A 17,783-nucleotide genomic window follows, 5' to 3' on the forward strand; every position below is an offset into this window, starting at 1 on the left:
CGCGTTCACGGTAGTCGTATCGGCCGCGTGGTGCCTGATCGCGCCCGTGTGTTTCGCCACCCACGCAACCTGGCGAATCGTCGACGCACTACCGTGTATTCGTGCGTTTAGGAGTGCTCGACGTGGGCAGTAACACTGTCCACCTGCTCGTCGTCGATGCCCATCGCGGCGGCCATCCGACACCGATGAGTTCCACCAAGTCGGTGCTGCGGCTCGCCGAACAGATCGACGAGAAGGGCAGGCTCACCGAGCGCGGTGCCCGATCGTTGATCGACTCGGTCGACGAATTCACCCACATTGCCGCGACGTCGGGGTGCGAACAGACGATGGCGTTCGCTACGTCTGCCGTGCGCGACGCAACCAACTCCGACGAGGTGCTCGACCGCGTCGAAGCCAAGACCGGTGTACGGGTGACCGTGTTGAGCGGTCGCGACGAGGCGCGGCTGACCTCGCTGGCCGTGCGGCGCTGGTACGGCTGGAGTGCCGGTCGCATCCTCGCGCTCGACATCGGAGGCGGATCACTGGAGATCTCCAACGGCGTCGACGAAGAACCCGACGTCGCGTTGAGCCTGCCGCTGGGCGCGGGCAGGTTGACCCGCGAGTGGCTGCCCGACGACCCGCCGGACCGTCGACGTATCGGCGTGCTGCGTGACTGGCTCGACGCCGAACTCAGAGACCCCGCGCGCGAACTGCGTGCGGCGGGCAAACCCGACATCGCGGTGGCGACGTCGAAGACGTTCCGATCGCTCGCGCGGCTGACCGGCGCGGCGCCGTCGGGAGCCGGATTGCGGGTCAAGCGTCAGCTCACCGCGAGTGGGCTGCGCCAGTTGATCGCCTTCATCTCGCGGATGACCCGCGACGACCGCGCAGAACTCGAGGGCGTCAGCGCCGATCGTGCTGGTCAACTCGTTGCGGGCGCGCTCGTCGCGGAGGCGGCGATGCGGGCGCTGTCGGTCGATACACTGGAGATCTGTCCGTGGGCGTTGCGCGAGGGCGTCATCCTGCGTCGTCTCGACACCGAGCTGGCGGACAACCAAGAACAGATCGGGACGACCCCCACTGAAGCGACCCGCGCAGGGACGGCGCAGTCGGCGGGTTCGGCACCGGCAACCCAGGGTCTGCGCTAGGCGGCCTGAGGAGGAGAGCGAATTTCGATGGCCAAGCAACCGGGGTCACCCACGGGCGGATCGGACGACTCGGCGTCGGAGTCGAGGCCCATCTCCGTGTCGGAACTGCTCGCACGTCGCGACGCCGCCATCGCCGACGAGGAGCGCGCGAAGCGGCTCACCGAAAACCGGGGCAGGCGCCGCGCCGGGCGCGACGGAGCCGTGTCGGTGTCGGAGCTCACGGGCGAGATCCCGCGGATCACCGACGCCCCGAAGAGCGAAACCCCCAAGGCTCAGGCCCCCAAGATTCAGGCCCCCACGACTCAGGACGCGACGTCCAGCGCACCGAAGTCCGACACCCCTAGTGTCTGGAACTCGCCCGATTCCGCGTCGCATTTCCCGCGCTCGAGCAGCCCGGTCCCGCGGCGCGCAACCGACCGCCGACCGCTGCAGGACTCCGCCGACCCGGCCGGCGCCTCGACCGGCTTCGACGGCGGCGTCTACGACGCGACCGGCTTCGACGGCGGCGTCTACGACGCACCTCCGCAGACCCGCGACTTCAGCTCAGCTGCCATCGCCGAGCGGGCATCACGCAGCACGCCCGACGGGCGACTGGCGAACGATGACGAGCACGCCAACGCCGTCACGGGCATCATTCCGATCGTGGGCGACGCCGACAACGACACCGACGACGGCGTCCGTCTCGTCGAAGCCGACGACGTCGACGTCGTCGAACTCGATTCGCCGCCGCCCACCCGCACCGGCCGATTCGCGGACGTCATCGACGACGACTTCGACGCATACCGGTCCTTCGCCGAGTACGACGATGACGACGAGAAGCGCGTGACGTCGAAGAAGCGTTCCGACCGACGATCCGGCGACAAGCCCAAGCGCAAGCGCGGGTGGTTCGGCCGCAAGGCCTCCCGCGAGTCCGATTCGGTCGCAGCTGATTCGGTCGAGTCTGATTCGCCCGCCGACGACGATCACCTCAGCGGCACGCCCGCTGCGGCCGCGGTGGTCGAGGAGACCACGGTGATCGGGATCGTCGAGGATGCACGCGATGCGGCCCCGGCCGCCCGCGGATTCGACGACGCAGACGCGCTCGACGACGAACGTTCGTACGGGTACTCGTCGTTCGACAGCATCCGCGAGGATGCCGACGACGACCACCGCGATGCGGCCGACCACGACACAGTCGAACACGATGCGGCCGAACATGATTCGGCCACCCGCGATGCGACGTCTGCGTTCGACGTCGCGGAAACCCGTACCGCCGAGGCGGTCGAGTCGGACTCTCCCGAGACCGTGGGCAGCGACTTCACCGGAGTCGACGAAGACACGGCCGCACCAGTAGCGGACAAGACAGCAGCGGACGAGGAGACAGCCGACAGCGCGGCGGCAACGCTCCGCACCCCGGCGTCCAAGGTTTCCCGATCCGCCAAGGACTCCACCTCCGCGGCCGCGAAGTCCGACGAGAAGCCCGGTGGCTCCGATGACGACCGCTCGCCCGCGAAGGCGTGGCTGTTGGTCATCGGTGAGGCGATCCTCGGGTTGGCGGTCGGTGTCGGATTGTTCTGGGGATTCACCGAACTCTGGCGCTGGAACGTCTACTTCGCGCTGGTGCTCGCGGTGCTGGTGATCTTCGGCATCGTCTCGTTCACGCACGCCGTGCGGCACTCCCGCGATCTGTTCACCACGCTGTTGGCGCTGGGCGTCGGGCTCATCGTGACCATCGGTCCGTTGGTGTTGCTCGCGACGTGAGGATCTGATGATCACTCCTGTAGCCGACATCCCGATCGGGCTGTCGACGGCGTCGGTCTATCCGCAGAACACCGAGGCGGCCTTCGCGTACGCGGCCGAGCTGGGTTTCGACGGCGTCGAACTCATGGTGTGGGGCGAAGCCGTCAGTCAGGACATCTCGCATGTCGAGTACCTGTCCGAGCGATATCAGGTTCCGGTGCTGTCGATCCACGCACCGTGCCTGCTCATCTCGCAGCGCGTGTGGGGTCGCGATCCGCAGGCCAAGCTGGCGCGTGCGGTGTCGGCGGCGGAGGATCTCGGAGCGCCGACCGTCGTCGTGCATCCGCCCTTCCGCTGGCAGCGGGCGTACACCGCCGCATTCGACGACCTCGTGACAGAACTCGAGGAGAACAGCGGTGTCGACGTCGCAGTGGAGAACATGTTCCCGATGCGCGCCGACCGACTCTTCGGCGCGGGTAAGCGCTCGGCGCAACGGTTGAATGCACGCGGGGGAGGGCCGGGACGCGCGGCGTCGGCGTTCGGAAAGTCCACCGACCCGACCGACGACGGGTACGCGCACTACACGCTCGACCTCTCGCACACCGCGACCGCAGGGGTCGACGCGGTCGATCTGTTCGAGCGCATGGGGCCGGCGCTGAGCCACCTCCATCTCGCCGATGGCAGCGGTGCGGCCACCGACGAGCACCTGATTCCGGGAGACGGGTCGCAGCCCTGCGTCGAGGTGTGTCGACGCCTCGCCGCGAGCGATTTCGGCGGGGCGGTCGTGCTCGAGGTCAGCACGGGATCCGCTCGCACCAAACCCGAACGCGCAGCCCTCCTCGGACGCGCCCTCGATTTCGCGCGAACCAACCTTCGACGCGATCCCGTCCGCACAGCACCGATCCAGGAGACCGAAACCGAATGAGCGACAAGATCGCCGGGCTGTTGACCCTGCATCCCACCGAGGGCCCCGGCGATGTGAACTATCACGCGAGTATCGATCCGACGTTCACGATCGGCCCCAAGGTGCACGGCGGAACGATGCAGATGCTGGTCGCCCGCGCGGCGCTGCACGCGTACGACGAGCTCGTCGGGTCAGACGAGTCGATGCCGTCTGCAGCCGACCTCGTGCCCGTCGCCATCGCCAGCGACTACCTCGCAGCACCCGATCCCTCCGACGTCGATATCGCGGTGACTCTGCGCAAACGCGGCCGCACCGTCACGCTGCTGACCGTCGACCTCGCGCAGAACGGACGACTGATGGTGTCGTCGTCGGTCACCCTCGCGCGACCCGACAGCGGCACGCCACATCACTCGGCGCCGTCCGCGCTCGACGACCTGCCGGTCGATCCGCAGCCCGGCGGCATCTCCATCGACGGCTCGCCGGTCGGTGAGGTCATGCACCTCGGCGGTGCACTCGACCTCGTGCTCGATCCGACGAGTTTTCCCGTCGCGCGTGGCGAGACCGGTGAACCGGTCGTCCGCGGGTGGACACGTCCCAAGAACACCGAGCCCGACGTCGATTTCGCGGTGCTCGTCTGCGACATCTCGCCCCCGGTGGTGATGAACCTCGCGCTATTCGGCTGGGCGCCGACCGTCCAGCTCACCACCTACATCCGACGACATCCCGCGCCGGGCTGGCTGCGCTTCGCGGCGTCGAGTACCGAGGTCGGACCCGGAATGTTCGAGGAGGACCACCTCGTGGTGGACTCGACGGGCACCGTGGTCGCACAGTCGCGTCAGCTCGCGCTGATACCGCAGCGGCAGAGCTGACCCAGGCGCTGCTGACTTCAGAACCCCGCTGACCGCAGATGTCACGGATGAGAACGAAAGGCATCACGACGTGAGTGAACGGATCGCCGTCATCGGCGGTGGCAAGATCGGTGAGGCACTACTCGCCGGACTCATCGCAGCGGGTCACCAGCCCAAGAACCTGGTCGTGGCCGAGCCCAACGAGGGACGCGCCCGCGAACTCTCCGAGGAGTACGGCGTACTGGTCACCGACGTGCCGACCGCCGTCGAGGGTGCCCAGTACGTCTTCATCGCGGTGAAACCCGACATCGTCGACGCCGTGCTGCGCCAACTCGCGCGGGTCGACGACGACGGCGAATCCGAGCGCGTCACCATCAGCCTCGCAGCTGGTGTGCCGATCGCTCGCTACGAGAACGCGCTGCCCGCGGGCGTACCGGTCGTGCGGGTCATGCCGAACACACCGATGCTCGTCTCCGAAGCGATGTCGGCGGTCTCGCCGGGGCGCCACGTCGACCCCGAGCAGCTCACCGCGGTCGTCGAACTGCTCGAGAGCGTCGGCAAGGTCATCGTCGTTCCGGAGAAGCAGATGGATGCGGTCACCGCGATCTCCGGCTCGGGACCCGCCTATGTGTTCCTCCTCGCCGAATCGATGATCGACGCAGGCGTCGCACTCGGCCTCACGCGCGCGCAGGCCAGTGAGCTCGCAGTGCAGACCATCCGCGGGTCGGGGATCTTGATGAGCGACTCCGGGGTCTCTCCGGTAGACCTGCGCGCAGCCGTGACATCGCCTGGCGGAACCACGGCGGCAGCTATCCGTGTGCTCGAGGAGAACGGCGCGCGAGCAGCGATGTATCGGGCGACGGAGGCGTGTGCGCAGGCCAGTGCACGGGCAGGACGTCGACCCGACGTTGAGGGTTTGGGAGGCTGATCGACCGACCACGCCCGGCGTCGACTCCCAATATTTGGGGCCTCTACCGGCCAAAACCCCAGTATGTTGTGGTCGGGGATCAGAAATCGGGCTAATCCAGGCCACTTACGTCGCTTTTTTCACATCTGCCACGCTAAGCTGCTTTAAGCACGTGCGTGTCTGGTGTCCGCCGGAGGGGAAGCCGGCGGCCGCGACGCGTGCTCCGGAGGTATGAGTAACTCATGGCAGCAGAGACTCCTGGTGACAGGTCAGGTGCGGTCAGCAACGCGGCTTCAGGGTCGCAGTTCTTGACCGTGGCCGAGGTCGCATCCCTGATGCGCGTCTCGAAGATGACCGTTTATCGCCTCGTCCACAGTGGGGAACTTCCCGCGGTGCGCGTGGGTCGTTCCTTCCGCGTGCACGCCAAGGCCGTGCACGACTACCTGGAGACGTCCTACTTCGACGCGGGTTAGTCCGACCGCGAACCACGAGGCCAACTCCTGCCGAACGGCTGCAGCTCGTCGTCGGCAGGAGTTGTGGTGTTTGCCAGAGGTCACCTGATTTTTCTCTTTGCGACCTCGCCCGGTAGTGTTGATGATCGCGTAGCTGATCTCGCCGCAAGGTTCCGGCGGGCAGGCCTCACCACCCAAGTGTGAGTGTCGACGACAGCGTGCCGTGAAACCGCGTGAGACCGTGTGAGTAAGGAAGTGCCCCGATGGGTTCAGTGATCAAGAAGCGCCGCAAGCGCATGTCGAAGAAGAAGCACCGCAAGCTTCTGCGTCGTACCCGCGTGCAGCGTCGCAAACTCGGTAAGTGAGCCTTCGCGCCGATTAGACCCGGCGCGGATTCGCTCCACCGACTCGTTCGCGGTCGCCTCGACCGCGCGCCGAAGAACCCGCCTGAGTGCGGGTTCTTTTTCGTCGGGCTAGCCTTGCCTTCATGCCCGATGGTTCTCAGTCCGACGTCCAACAGGTTCCGCGCACGGTGCTGGTCACCGGGGCGTCGACCTTCCTCGGTGGATATCTCGTCGCCGCGCTTGCGGCCAACCCCGACGTCGAGCGGGTCCTCGCTGTCGACTCCAGGGTGCCGCGCAAGGACCTGATGCGACGAATGGGGCGTGCGGAGTTCCTGCGCCTCGACATCCGCAGGCCTGCGATCGCCAAGGCGATCTCGCACTACCAGGTCGACACCGTCGTACACGCCGCGACGTCGATCATGGAGACCGCTCCGCACTCGGCGGCCATCAAGGAGTTCAATCTCCTAGGTGCCATGCAGGTCTGCGGTGCGTGTCAGCGAAGCCCGTCGGTCAAGCGGCTCATCCTGCGTTCGACCGCGATGGTTTACGGTGCGAGTCCCCGCGACCCCGCCTATTTCACCGAGGAGACGCCCGCGAAGCGTGAGCCGCGGCGCGGCTACGGACGCGACATGCTCGACGTCGAGGGGTACGTGCGCGGGCTTGCGCGACGACGCCAGGACATCGACGTGACGACCATGCGACTGCAGGCGATGCTCGGTCCTCGGATCAACACGCGGATGAGTTCTTACCTTTCACTCCCGGTGGTTCCGACTGTCATCGGTTATCAACCACGTCTGCAATTTCTGCATGAAGAGGACGCGCTCGCAGCAATGGAACACGTGACGCTGCGTGGGCGGCCGGGAACTTTCAACATCGCCGGCGACGGGGTGGTGACGTTGACGCAGGCCATTCGACGCGTCGGACACGTCGAACTACCCGTGGTGAGTGGTCTGCTCGCTCCGATCACCGGGGTCATGCAGAACCTTCGCTCAGCTCGTCTGCGGTCGTCGCAGACCGAATTCCTCACGTACGGAAGGGTTCTCGACACAACGCGGATGCGCACCGAACTCGGATTCGCGCCGCGCTTCTCGACGTCGGAGACGCTCGACGACTTCGTCGAGCGCAGCGGAGTGAGTCCGGTGATCGCGCCGGATACCTGGCGAAAAGCGGAGCGACAAGTCGTATCGGCGGCTCATCGTCTCGCCTGAAAAATGGGCGCCTAAATCGCACAGAGTGTCCGCTTTTGGCGTCAATTTGAATCCGCAGTTTGACGCAATCAATGACGATGCAAATACGTCGACGCAACGTGCACTATCAGGGACGAACCCGTAAACTCGGGCGTCAGACCCGGTGCGTCGACGCAGCGACATCGGGCACCCCCTCCAGTTCTTCTGCGTCATACCCGTTGGGGGTGGAACGCCTTGTCGAATCACGTGACGTCTTCTGGTGATGCACGCACGGCAAAGGTGATCCAGTTGTACGCGAGCTCCGGCGCGGGCAACCCCAGGGCAGGCATCGAAGCGTCGCGTCGCGATCAGCCCGGCGTCACGCGCGACGGCGGCCGCGGTCGCCACCCGAGCCAGCAGGCAACGGCACCGTCGAGCATCGGTCACCCCAACACCGACGGCTTCGGTCGCCCGCCCGCTGCGGTCACCCCCATCAACGACGACGTCGCCTTTGAGACAGACGCCCTCGGCGTCGAGCAGCGTGGGCCTGCGCGCAGCCCATTGTTCAGTCTCGGTGGTATCCGTGGTGCCGTTGCTGATTCACTTACTGCCACAGCAGGTTTCATTCGTGAGCGGATGACCGGCGACTACGAGATCGACGACTTCGGCTTCGATCCGCACTTCACCGAGTCGGTCTGGTTCCCAGCGATCCGTCAGTTGTACGAGAAGTGGTTCCGCGTCGAGGTGACCGGCGTGGAGAACCTGCCGCTTACGGGTGGCGCACTGCTCGTCGCCAACCACGCGGGCGCGTTGCCCATCGATGCGCTGATGACCAGTCTGGCCGTGCATGACAATCACCCGACCGGTCGGTATCTGCGAATCCTCGCCGCCGACATGGCTTTTGACACACCCGCGGTCAGCGAGGTGGCTCGCCGTATCGGCGCGACGCTCGCATGCACCAACGATGCCGACCGCCTGTTGCGGGCGGGCGAACTCACCGCGGTGTGGCCGGAGGGCTACAAGGGCATCGGCAAGCTCTACAAGGATCGGTACAAGCTTGCGCGCTTCGGCCGCGGCGGCTTCGTCACGACGGCCCTGCGCAACGCCAGCCCGATCATCCCGGTGTCGATCGTCGGGTCGGAGGAGATCTACCCGATGCTCGCCGACCTCAAACCGATCGCCCGCATCCTCGGACTGCCGTACCTGCCCATCACGCCGACGTTCCCGCTGCTCGGGCCGCTCGGCCTGGTGCCGCTGCCGTCGAAGTGGCACATCCACTTCGGGCGTCCCATCGAGACGGGTGGCTACGACGAGTCGTCGGCCGACGACCCCATGGTCGTCTTCGACCTCACCGACCATGTGCGCGAAGAGATCCAGCAGACACTCTTTCGCATGCTCAGCCGTCGGGGGAGCGTGTACTTCGGCTGACCGTGTCCGGTCTTGCTGGCTGGGCTCGGTCTTGCCGGCCGGGCGAGCCGCGTCACAGCGTCGGCGTATCGTGCGGTAGAACGTTACAACGAATGTTGGAACATCGCACGAGAGGAAGCCGATGCGGGCAGTGGTGTGTCACGAGGGCAAGCTGAGCGTCGACGAGATCGAGACGCCGCAGCCAGGCCCAGGTCAGGTGTTGTTGAAAGTACGGCGCACCGGGATCTGCGGCTCTGATCTGCACGCCCGCACGCACAGCGACGACACCGCCGACGTCACCGCCGAGGTCGGCTACGACCGCTTCATGCGCTCGACCGATCACGTCGTGATGGGACACGAATTCATCGGCGAGATCGCCGAGTACGGCCCCAAGTGCCGCAAGAAGTGGGCGACGGGAACGCTGGTCGCGGCACTGCCGATCATCAAGCACGGCGAGACCGAGCATCTCGTCGGACTCAGCGCCGACGCACCCGGCTCGTACGCCGAGTACGTCGTCGTCTCCGAGGACATGACGATGCCCGTGCCCGACGGCGTGCCAGTCGATCACGCCGCCCTGACCGAGCCGTTGTCGGTTGCCGTGCACACGGTCAACCGCGGTGGCGTGAGCAAGCGCGACGTCGCCGTCGTCGTGGGCTGCGGACCGATCGGGCTGTCGGTGATCCTGGTTCTCAAGGCCAAGGGCGTCAAGACCGTCATCGCCTCCGACCTGTCGGCGGGGGGTCGAGACCTTGCCCGACGCTGCGGCGCCGACATCGTCGTCGACCCGACTGTCGACTCCCCGTGGGACATCGCCGCCAAGAAGGGCAAATACCTCACGCGCACAGGCCAATTGCTCGGCACCGCGTTCGACGCCATGCACATCCTGCGCCGTATCCCCGGCCTGCCGTGGTGGAAGGCAATCGAACTAGGCGACAAGGTCGGCGCCACCCCGAAGGGGCCGGTCGTGTTCGAGTGCGTCGGCGTGCCCGGAATGATCGAGAACATCGTGTCGGGCGTGCCGCTGCGGACGCGCATCGTCGTGGTCGGCGTGTGCATGGAGTCCGACCGATTCCGACCCGCGATGGCGATCAACAAAGAGGTCGACCTGCGCTTCGTGATCTACTACGACCCCGCCGAGTTCCGCACCGCGCTGCACCTCATCGCCGACGGCAAGGTCGACGTGACCCCGCTGGTCACCGGCATCGTCGGATTCGACGCCGTCGCAGACGTTTTCGAGATCCTCGGCGGCGCGGAGCACCACGCCAAGGTGCTGATCGACCCATCGAGCCCGGTCGCGGCGCTCTGAGGTCTGCGGGGGCGGGTGGCCGCGCACCGACGACCCCACGCGCTCCGACCCGGCGTCAGCCCTTGTTGCGCAGCAGCTTCACGGCGCCCGCGCCGGCGGCGCCCGCGGCCCCGACGACCAGGGCGGTCGACGCCCCGTACTTCGCGGCCTTGCGCGCGGTGCGGAAGTCGTACATCTCCCAGCCGCGCACCTTCGCGACGTCGCGCAGGTCGGCGTCGGGGTTGATCGCGACGGCGCGCCCGACCAGAGACAGCATCGGGACGTCGTTGTGTGAGTCCGAGTACGCCGTGCACCGCTTGAGGTTCAGCCCCTCGCGAATTGCCAACGCGCGCACGGCATGTGCCTTGCCGGGGCCGTGCAGGATGTCGCCGACGAGTCGCCCGGTGAACTTGCCGTCGACACTCTCGGCGACGGTGCCGAGTGCACCGGTCAGGCCCAGGTGGTCGGCGATGGTCTGTGCCAGTTCGACCGGAGTCGCGGTGACGAGCCACACCTGCTGGCCGGCGTCGAGATGGCGCTGAGCCAAAGCCCTTGTGCCAGGCCAGATCTTGTCGGCGATGTACTCGTCGTAGATCTCCTCGCCGAGTGCTGCGAGTTCGGCTGTCTCGCGACCAGCGATGAACGACAACGCCTTTTCCCGACCCTCCGCGACGTCCTGGGCGTTCTCCTTGCCCGTGATGCGGAACTTGGCCTGCGTCCACGCGAAGTCGAAGATGTCGGAGTACGAGAAGTACTTTCGCGCGGCGAGTCCGCGCGCGAAGTGCACGATTGACGCACCCTGCACCAGGGTGTTGTCGACGTCGAAGAACGCCGCGGCGGTGAGGTCGACGGCGACGTCGGGTTCGGTTTCGCTCGGCGGGCGGGCGCGCAGCGAGTCGACGGCAGCCTGCGCCGACGCCTCGCCGGCGAGGGCCTGTCGCAGTTCCTGCGCGGTCTGCCGGAAGCGTCCGGTGGCCGCGGTGGCTCGTTCGGAGATCCAGGTCGTGACTCGCCCGGATTCGTCGTCGTCCTCGAAGTCGTCGTCTAGCGCAGAGATCTCGTCGTCATCGTCGCCGCCGGAGCCGTCGACATCGTCGGCGTGTGATTCCCAGTCTTCGCCGGTGGGTGCCGGTCGTGCCGCAGGCTCGTCAGCGGTGCCCGACGGAGCGTCGTCTGGTGTGGTGCTCTCCGGCGGAGTGCCGCCGACGTCGGACACCTCGGACCCGGATTCGGGAACCTCGTTGTTCGGCTCCTCGCCCTCAGAGGTCACGCCCACCCTCCACCTCTCACGAATGCACAACCACTCACGAATGCCGCCCTCGCTCAGGCCTACTCACCAACAGAGTAGTCATGGTGTCAGACTGTTCTGGCACCAACGTCGAAGGAGTTCGTTCGATGTCCATCACGCTGCTCACTCGCGACGGCTGCTCGGCCTGTGAGGCCGCCCGCGCCGACCTCGATCGGATCTGCGGCGAGCTGTCGGTCGAGTTCGACATCGTCGACGTCGACGCCGCCGCGAACTCCGGCGACACCGAGCTTCGTGCCGAGTACGGCGACCGTCTGCCCGTCGTCCTGCTCGACGGCGAAGAGCACAGCTACTGGGAGGTCGACGAGCCGCGGCTGCGCGCCGACCTCGACGCCGCCAACCGCTGAAGGCTCCGCGAAACCCTGAGCGCCCGCCGCGGGTCGCGTGCCGTGCGTCGAAGGCCGCGTATTACGCTGATGACTCGGTCGGGACAGTCGAAAGTGAGTTTGCGCAATGGCTATCGGGTCGGCGTCTGATCGCATCCCCGAGCCGTCGGTGACCCGCCTGGCCACCTACCTCCACGTTCTGCGCTCGTTTGGGCAGCGGGGCATTCTGGTCGCCTCCAGCGGCCAATTGGCGACCGCAGCGGGAGTCAATCCCGCCATGCTTCGCAAAGACCTGTCCCACGTCGGCGCCAACGGCGTCCGCGGCGTCGGATACGACGTCGGCCGCCTCACCGCTCGCATCGCGCTCGCTCTGCACACCGACACCGTCCACACCGTCGTGCTCGTCGGCGCAGGCACCCTCGGCCGCCTGCTCGTCGCGCACACAGCCACCGACCGCGCCTTCCGGGTCGTCGCGATGTTCGACGACGATCCGGACATCGTCGGGACCGTCGTCGACGGCGTGGTGGTCTCCCCGTGCGCGCGCCTGGCATCACTTGCAAGCGATCCGACGATCGGTGCGGTCGACATCGGCGTGATCGCCACCGGTCCTGACAAGGCACAACGCGCGGCCGACGCGTTGATCGCGGCGGGAATCCGGCAACTGCTGAACGTGACCGCCGCAACGTTGTCCACGGACTCCGATGTCGTCGTCAGACAGGTTGATCTAGCCTTGGAGTTGCAGGTGCTGACGTTCCACGCGTCACGCACCCTGTCGTCTGTCGGGGAAGACGGGCAGCAGGGCCATGTCAACCTGCCTGAGGACGTGCCGCTCGAGACCACGAGGCCCGTCGCCGAGCTGGCCGTTGAGCAACTGCCAGGGGTTGGCGTCGCGGAACGAGGCGTCCCCAGAACAGACATACGGAGTGTGGGTCAGGGATGATCAGTGCGAGATCTGCGATGGAGACGGTGACGCGGTGAGTGTTCTGCTGTTCGGAATCAGCCATCGGAGCGCACCCGTCGACGTTCTGGAGCGACTCGCGGTCTCCGACCACGACCGGTCCAAGCTCGTCGACGACCTGCTGTCGTCGCGTGCGATCTCCGAGGCCATGCTCGTCTCGACCTGCAATCGCGTGGAGATCTACGCCGTCGTCGACGCATTCCACCCCGCACTCGAAGCCGTTGGTGACGTGCTCGGCGATCATTCCGGGCTTTCCATCAACGACCTCACCCGACACGCCTACGTCCGCTACTCCGAGGCTGCCGTCGAGCATCTGTTCACCGTTGCCGCAGGCCTCGACTCGATCGTCGTCGGCGAGCAGCAGATCCTCGGTCAGATCCGTAACGCCTACCTCGACGCCGACGCCAACAAGACCACCGGCCGCACCCTGCACGAGCTCGCTCAGCACGCGTTGCGCGTCGGCAAGCGGGTGCACTCCGAGACCGGAATCGACCGCGCGGGGGCGTCGGTCGTGTCGGTCGCGCTGCATCGCGCCCAGTATCTGCTGAAGACGGCGGCGCCCGAGATCGATCCCGAGCAGTCGCTGCGCAGGGCCGTTGTCATCGGCGCAGGCGCCATGGGGGGTCTTGCGACCGCCCAGCTGGCCCGTGAGGGCGTTCGCGAGCTCGTCGTGGTCAACCGGACCGTCGCCAACGCAGAGCACCTCGCAGGCAATATCGCGGCCAATCATCCCGGTGTCGCCGTGCGCGGCGTCGGATTCGACGACCTGCCTGCCGTGATGGCGTCCGCAGACGTCGTCGTCGCATGTACCGGCTCGATCGGGACCGTCGTCGGCGTCGGCGAGGTGCATTCGGCACTCGCCGCCCGTACCGCTGTGCAGCCGCTGATCATCTGCGACCTCGGGCTGCCCCGCAACGTCGATCCCGCCGCCGCGCGCCTCCCCGGCGTCCACGTCATCGACATCGAGAGCCTGCGCGGCGATTCCGAGGCGCAGGCCGCTCACGACGACACGGCCGCGGCTCGCTCGATCGTCGGCGGAGAGCTCGCCGACTACCTGACCCTCCAGCGTCAGGCAGAGGTCACGCCGACCGTCGCAGCTCTGCGTCAACGCGCAGCCGACGTCGTCGAGGCAGAGATTCTCCGGCTCGAGACCCGCCTGCCCGACCTCGAGGGTGCTCAGCGCGATGAGGTCGCCAAGACGGTTCGACGCGTCGTCGACAAACTGCTGCATGCCCCCACGGTCCGGGTCAAACAACTCGCTTCGACGCCCAACGGCGACCACTACGCCGAGGCGTTACGCGAACTCTTCGAGCTCAAGCCCGGCGCAGCCGAGGCCGTCTCAGCACCGGAGAGCGGTCTGGGTGACAAGCATGGCGTCGGCGAGAAGTCGGCCGATCAGGGAGAGCGTTGAACCCTATTCGCATCGGTACGCGCGGCTCGCTGCTCGCCCGTACCCAATCGCAGACCATCGCCGACGCTCTGACCGCCAACGGGCACCCCGCGGAGCTGGTCATCATCAAGACGGCGGGCGACGCGTCGGCGGCTCCGGTCGCCGAGATCGGCGTCGGAGTGTTCACGACGGCCATTCGCAACGCGTTGCATGCGGGCGAGATCGACGTCGCCGTCCACTCCTACAAAGATCTGCCGACAGCGCCCGATCCAGGCCTGCGGATAGCGGCCGTCCCACCCAGGGAAGATCCACGAGATGCGCTGGTCAGCAGGGGTAACCTGGTGCTCGGAGCGCTGCCTCCGGGTGCGACGATCGGCACGTCCTCCCCGCGAAGGGCCGCACAGCTTAAAGCATTGGGTCTCGGTTTGGAAATCCGCCCCCTAAGAGGCAACCTAGATTCTCGGTTGGGCAAAGTCGCCGGCGGCGAACTCGACGCAGTCGTTGTCGCCCGTGCCGGACTCGTCCGCATCGGCAGGGCCGAAGAGGTCACCGAAGCGTTCGATCCCGTGGTGCTGTTACCAGCACCGGCGCAGGGTGCACTGGCAGTCGAGTGCCGCTCCGACGATGCCGAACTGGTGAGAATTCTCGCCGAGTTGGACGACGAGGCCACCCGCGTGGCGGTCGACGCCGAGCGTGCGGTATTGGCGGCTCTCGAAGCCGGATGTACCGCGCCGGTCGGTGCGATAGCTGAAGTGGTCGAGTCGATCGATGAGGACGGGCGCATCTTCGCCGAACTGTCGCTACGCGCGGCGGTGGCGGCCGAGGACGGATCCGACGTGATCCGCGCTTCGGTGGTGGGTCCGGTCGACAACGCCGAACAACTCGGACGAGGCCTCGCCGCCGAACTGCTGGATCTGGGAGCGGGCGAACTCGTCAACTCCTGAGCAGCAGAGAAGAACTGCAGCCCTCTCAACGAGGGCAGGAGAGTGCGAACGCATGAGCCGTACGAAGAAGGCCAATCCGGGTCGAATCCTCTTCGTGGGATCGGGTCCCGGCGATCCCGACCTGCTGACCGTGCGTGCGCGGACAGTGATCGCGAACGCGACCACCGCCTTCATCGATCCCGACGTTCCAGCAGCCGTCGTGGCGATGATCGGCTCCGCCCATCGGCAGGAGCCCGCAGAATCCGCGCGTAAGAGCACCAAGAACGACACGAAGAAGGCCGACCAGGCCACCGACGAGACCGAGTCAGACGACACGTCGACTCCCGCCGAAGACGTCGTCGAGGAGCAGGACCAGATCGTCCATCCCGCACTCGGCGATCCCGCAGAGGTCGCGCGCACGCTGGTAGCCGCCGCCAAGGAGGGCGATGACGTCGTCCGCGTCGTCTCCGGTGATCCGCTGACCACCGATTCGGTGCTGTCCGAGGTCAACGCCGTCTCGCGTACCTCGGTCGCCTTCGAGGTGCTGCCAGGACTGCCTGCGGCATCCGTGGTGCCGAGCTACGCGGGCATGCCGCTGGGTTCGAGCCACACCGAGGCCGACGTCCGCGCCGAAGGCGTCGACTGGGCTGCGCTCGCCGCGGCACCGGGACCGCTGGTGCTGCACGCGACGTCGGGTCATCTGGCCGAGACCGCCAGCGCACTGACCGAGCACGGACTCGCCCCGCAGACACCCGTTGCGATCACGATCAACGGCACCACCTGCGCACAGCGCACCATCGAGGCGACGCTGGCCACGCTCAACGAGCAGGGCAATGCGCTGAGCGGACCGCTGATCCTCACCATCGGCAAGGTGGTCAGCCAGCGCGGCAAGCTCTCCTGGTGGGAGTCGCGTGCACTGTACGGCTGGACCGTGCTGGTGCCCCGCACCAAGGACCAGGCGGGCGACATGAGTGAACGCCTCGTCAGCCACGGCGCGGTGCCCAAGGAAGTCCCGACCATCGCGGTCGAGCCGCCCCGCAGCCCCGCGCAGATGGAGCGCGCCGTCAAGGGGCTCGTCGACGGTCGCTACCAGTGGGTCGTGTTCACCTCGACCAACGCGGTGCGTGCAGTGTGGGAGAAGTTCGCCGAGTTCGGACTCGACGCCCGCGCATTCTCCGGCGTGAAGATCGCCTGCGTGGGCGAAGCGACTGCCGAGAAGGTGCGCACGTTCGGCATCAACCCCGAGTTGGTTCCGTCTGGCGAGCAGTCGAGCCTCGGACTCCTCGAAGACTTCCCGCCGTATGACGACGTCTTCGACCCGGTCGACCGAATCCTGTTGCCGCGCGCCGATATTGCCACCGAGACCCTCTCGGAGGGCCTGCGTGATCGCGGTTGGGAGATCGACGACGTCACCGCGTACCGCACCGTGCGGGCCGCTCCGCCGCCCGCCGAGACGCGCGAGATGATCAAGACCGGCGGATTCGACGCCGTCTGCTTCACCTCGAGCTCGACGGTCCGCAACCTCGTCGGCATCGCCGGAAAGCCGCACGCGCGCACCATCGTTGCGTGCATCGGCCCCAAGACTGCCGAGACTGCAACCGAATTCGGTCTGCGCGTCGACGTTCAGCCGGAGTCGGCATCGGTGACCGAACTGGTCGACGCCCTCGCCGAGCATGCCGCTCGCCTGCGGGCCGAGGGCGCACTGCCCCCTCCGCGCAAGAAGTCGCGGCGGTCGCGGTCGTAGAGGTGGGGCGTATGACACCGGTTATTCGACCCCGCAGATTGCGCACCACGCCGGCGATGCGTCGGCTGGTGGCGCAAAACGCGCTGCGCCCAGCCGATCTCGTGCTGCCGATGTTCGTCGCCGACGGCATCGACGATCCGCGTCCGATCGGATCGATGCCCGGCGTCGTGCAGCACACTCTCGACTCGCTGCGCAAAGCGGCCGACGAAGCCGTGCGTGCAGGCGTCGGCGGGTTGATGCTCTTCGGTGTTCCCGAGGCCGAGGACAAGGACGCCGTAGGGTCCGGCGCCGATGATCCCGACGGCATCCTGAATCGCGGATTGCGTGTTCTCGCAGACGATCTCGGCGAGTCGACCGTACTCATGGCCGACACCTGTCTCGACGAGTTCACCGACCACGGGCACTGCGGGGTGCTCTCCGACGACGGCCGTGTCGACAACGACGCGACACTCGAACGCTACGTTTCGATGTCACTCGCGCAGGCCCGCGCCGGTGCGCACCTTCTGGGTCCGTCGGGAATGATGGACGGTCAGGTCGCCGAGATTCGTGCCGCGCTTGACGCCGAAGGCCTCACCGACACAGGGATTCTCGCGTACTCGGCCAAGTACGCGTCCGCGTTCTACGGCCCGTTCCGCGAGGCTGTCGGGTCGTCGCTGCAGGGCGATCGTCGCACCTACCAACAGGATTCGGCCAACCGCACCGAGGCTCTTCGTGAGGTGCGCCTCGACCTCGATGAGGGCGCCGACATCGTGATGGTCAAGCCCGCCATGAGCTACCTCGACATCGTCCGCGACGTCGCCGAGATCTCCGACGTTCCCGTCGCGGCCTACCAGATCTCGGGCGAGTACTCGATGATCACCGCCGCCGCCGAGCGCGGCTGGATCGACCGCGACGCCGCCATCCTCGAGTCTCTGACCTCGATCAAACGCGCCGGCGCCTCGATCATCCTGACGTACTGGGCGACCGAGGTGGCCGCA

At 67.0% G+C, this 17,783-nt stretch carries 17 protein-coding genes; 16 read left to right on the forward strand and 1 reads right to left on the reverse strand.

Going from position 1 to position 17,783, the window contains the following annotated elements:
• Positions 1-101 precede the first annotated feature (101 nt).
• From B3T59_RS10810 to B3T59_RS10855, 10 genes are all read left to right on the forward strand, one after another.
• Positions 102-1,127: a Ppx/GppA phosphatase family protein gene (locus B3T59_RS10810; RefSeq protein ID WP_287002227.1), complete on the forward strand. Its 1,026-nt coding sequence runs from the start codon at positions 102-104 to the stop codon at positions 1,125-1,127.
• Positions 1,128-1,154: 27 nt separating this feature from the next.
• The gene (locus tag B3T59_RS10815) at positions 1,155-2,867 is read left to right on the forward strand and encodes a hypothetical protein (protein ID WP_287002228.1); all 1,713 of its coding nucleotides are present in this window, start codon (positions 1,155-1,157) and stop codon (positions 2,865-2,867) included.
• Positions 2,868-2,874: 7 nt separating this feature from the next.
• Positions 2,875-3,771, forward strand: coding sequence for a sugar phosphate isomerase/epimerase family protein (locus B3T59_RS10820; RefSeq protein WP_064863859.1), 897 nt, complete (start codon positions 2,875-2,877; stop codon positions 3,769-3,771).
• A complete protein-coding gene (locus B3T59_RS10825; protein WP_064906446.1) occupies positions 3,768-4,619 on the forward strand; it encodes a thioesterase family protein in 852 nt (283 codons plus the stop codon). The genes B3T59_RS10820 and B3T59_RS10825 overlap by 4 nt, the downstream gene beginning before the upstream one ends.
• 70 nt (positions 4,620-4,689) lie before the next feature.
• Positions 4,690-5,526 carry a pyrroline-5-carboxylate reductase gene (gene proC, locus B3T59_RS10830; protein WP_064863861.1) on the forward strand — a complete coding sequence of 279 codons (837 nt, stop codon included), beginning with the start codon at positions 4,690-4,692 and terminating at the stop codon, positions 5,524-5,526.
• A gap of 221 nt (positions 5,527-5,747) precedes the next feature.
• Entirely contained in the window at positions 5,748-5,978 is a 231-nt protein-coding gene (locus B3T59_RS10835) for a helix-turn-helix domain-containing protein (protein WP_005204681.1), read from the forward strand.
• Positions 5,979-6,220: 242 nt separating this feature from the next.
• The gene (locus B3T59_RS10840; RefSeq protein WP_003402602.1) at positions 6,221-6,322 is read left to right on the forward strand and encodes a 30S ribosomal protein bS22; all 102 of its coding nucleotides are present in this window, start codon (positions 6,221-6,223) and stop codon (positions 6,320-6,322) included.
• Between the two features lie 122 nt (positions 6,323-6,444).
• Positions 6,445-7,509 carry an NAD-dependent epimerase/dehydratase family protein gene (locus tag B3T59_RS10845; RefSeq protein WP_064863862.1) on the forward strand — a complete coding sequence of 355 codons (1,065 nt, stop codon included), beginning with the start codon at positions 6,445-6,447 and terminating at the stop codon, positions 7,507-7,509.
• A gap of 213 nt (positions 7,510-7,722) precedes the next feature.
• Positions 7,723-8,895 carry a lysophospholipid acyltransferase family protein gene (locus B3T59_RS10850; protein WP_064906448.1) on the forward strand — a complete coding sequence of 391 codons (1,173 nt, stop codon included), beginning with the start codon at positions 7,723-7,725 and terminating at the stop codon, positions 8,893-8,895.
• 121 nt (positions 8,896-9,016) lie between these two features.
• Positions 9,017-10,180 (forward strand): zinc-binding dehydrogenase, encoded by a 1,164-nt coding sequence (locus tag B3T59_RS10855; RefSeq protein ID WP_287003319.1) that lies wholly within the window; start codon positions 9,017-9,019, stop codon positions 10,178-10,180.
• Positions 10,181-10,235: 55 nt separating this feature from the next.
• On the opposite strand, the gene B3T59_RS10860 is transcribed toward B3T59_RS10855, so the two are convergent.
• Positions 10,236-11,435, reverse strand: a complete 1,200-nt coding sequence (locus tag B3T59_RS10860; RefSeq protein WP_251723384.1) for an HAD family hydrolase — start codon at positions 11,433-11,435, stop codon at positions 10,236-10,238.
• Positions 11,436-11,554: 119 nt separating this feature from the next.
• On the opposite strand from B3T59_RS10860, the gene B3T59_RS10865 reads away from it, so the two are divergent.
• The 6 genes from B3T59_RS10865 to hemB form a co-directional block, all read left to right on the forward strand.
• Positions 11,555-11,812, forward strand: coding sequence for a glutaredoxin family protein (locus B3T59_RS10865; RefSeq protein ID WP_064863866.1), 258 nt, complete (start codon positions 11,555-11,557; stop codon positions 11,810-11,812).
• A 106-nt stretch (positions 11,813-11,918) separates the two neighbouring features.
• Positions 11,919-12,731 carry a redox-sensing transcriptional repressor Rex gene (locus tag B3T59_RS10870; protein ID WP_064863867.1) on the forward strand — a complete coding sequence of 271 codons (813 nt, stop codon included), beginning with the start codon at positions 11,919-11,921 and terminating at the stop codon, positions 12,729-12,731.
• A 34-nt stretch (positions 12,732-12,765) separates the two neighbouring features.
• Positions 12,766-14,160 (forward strand): glutamyl-tRNA reductase, encoded by a 1,395-nt coding sequence (locus B3T59_RS10875; RefSeq protein ID WP_064863871.1) that lies wholly within the window; start codon positions 12,766-12,768, stop codon positions 14,158-14,160.
• Positions 14,157-15,083, forward strand: a complete 927-nt coding sequence (gene hemC / locus B3T59_RS10880) for a hydroxymethylbilane synthase (RefSeq protein ID WP_064863868.1) — start codon at positions 14,157-14,159, stop codon at positions 15,081-15,083. The genes B3T59_RS10875 and hemC overlap by 4 nt, the downstream gene beginning before the upstream one ends.
• A 52-nt stretch (positions 15,084-15,135) precedes the next feature.
• Positions 15,136-16,806 carry a uroporphyrinogen-III synthase gene (locus B3T59_RS10885; protein WP_251723383.1) on the forward strand — a complete coding sequence of 557 codons (1,671 nt, stop codon included), beginning with the start codon at positions 15,136-15,138 and terminating at the stop codon, positions 16,804-16,806.
• 11 nt (positions 16,807-16,817) lie between these two features.
• The coding region (hemB, locus tag B3T59_RS10890) for a porphobilinogen synthase (RefSeq protein ID WP_287003323.1) at positions 16,818-17,783 on the forward strand (966 nt) is incomplete at its 3' end.

It is taken from the genome of Gordonia sp. UBA7860 (genome assembly GCF_002500165.1).
GTDB lineage: Bacteria > Actinomycetota > Actinomycetes > Mycobacteriales > Mycobacteriaceae > Gordonia > Gordonia sputi.

Excerpts from the sequence above, each read along its gene's own strand:
- B3T59_RS10825 (WP_064906446.1), top strand. The coding sequence starts at position 3,768 with ATGAGCGACAAGATCGCCGGGCTGTTGACCCTGCATCCCACCGAGGGC.
- B3T59_RS10870 (WP_064863867.1), top strand. The coding sequence starts at position 11,919 with ATGGCTATCGGGTCGGCGTCTGATCGCATCCCCGAGCCGTCGGTGACC.
- B3T59_RS10840 (WP_003402602.1), top strand. The coding sequence starts at position 6,221 with ATGGGTTCAGTGATCAAGAAGCGCCGCAAGCGCATGTCGAAGAAGAAG.
- B3T59_RS10835 (WP_005204681.1), top strand. The coding sequence starts at position 5,748 with ATGGCAGCAGAGACTCCTGGTGACAGGTCAGGTGCGGTCAGCAACGCG.
- B3T59_RS10885 (WP_251723383.1), top strand. The coding sequence starts at position 15,136 with ATGAGCCGTACGAAGAAGGCCAATCCGGGTCGAATCCTCTTCGTGGGA.
- B3T59_RS10815 (WP_287002228.1), top strand. The coding sequence starts at position 1,155 with ATGGCCAAGCAACCGGGGTCACCCACGGGCGGATCGGACGACTCGGCG.
- B3T59_RS10855 (WP_287003319.1), top strand. The coding sequence starts at position 9,017 with ATGCGGGCAGTGGTGTGTCACGAGGGCAAGCTGAGCGTCGACGAGATC.
- B3T59_RS10820 (WP_064863859.1), top strand. The coding sequence starts at position 2,875 with ATGATCACTCCTGTAGCCGACATCCCGATCGGGCTGTCGACGGCGTCG.
- B3T59_RS10845 (WP_064863862.1), top strand. The coding sequence starts at position 6,445 with ATGCCCGATGGTTCTCAGTCCGACGTCCAACAGGTTCCGCGCACGGTG.
- B3T59_RS10865 (WP_064863866.1), top strand. The coding sequence starts at position 11,555 with ATGTCCATCACGCTGCTCACTCGCGACGGCTGCTCGGCCTGTGAGGCC.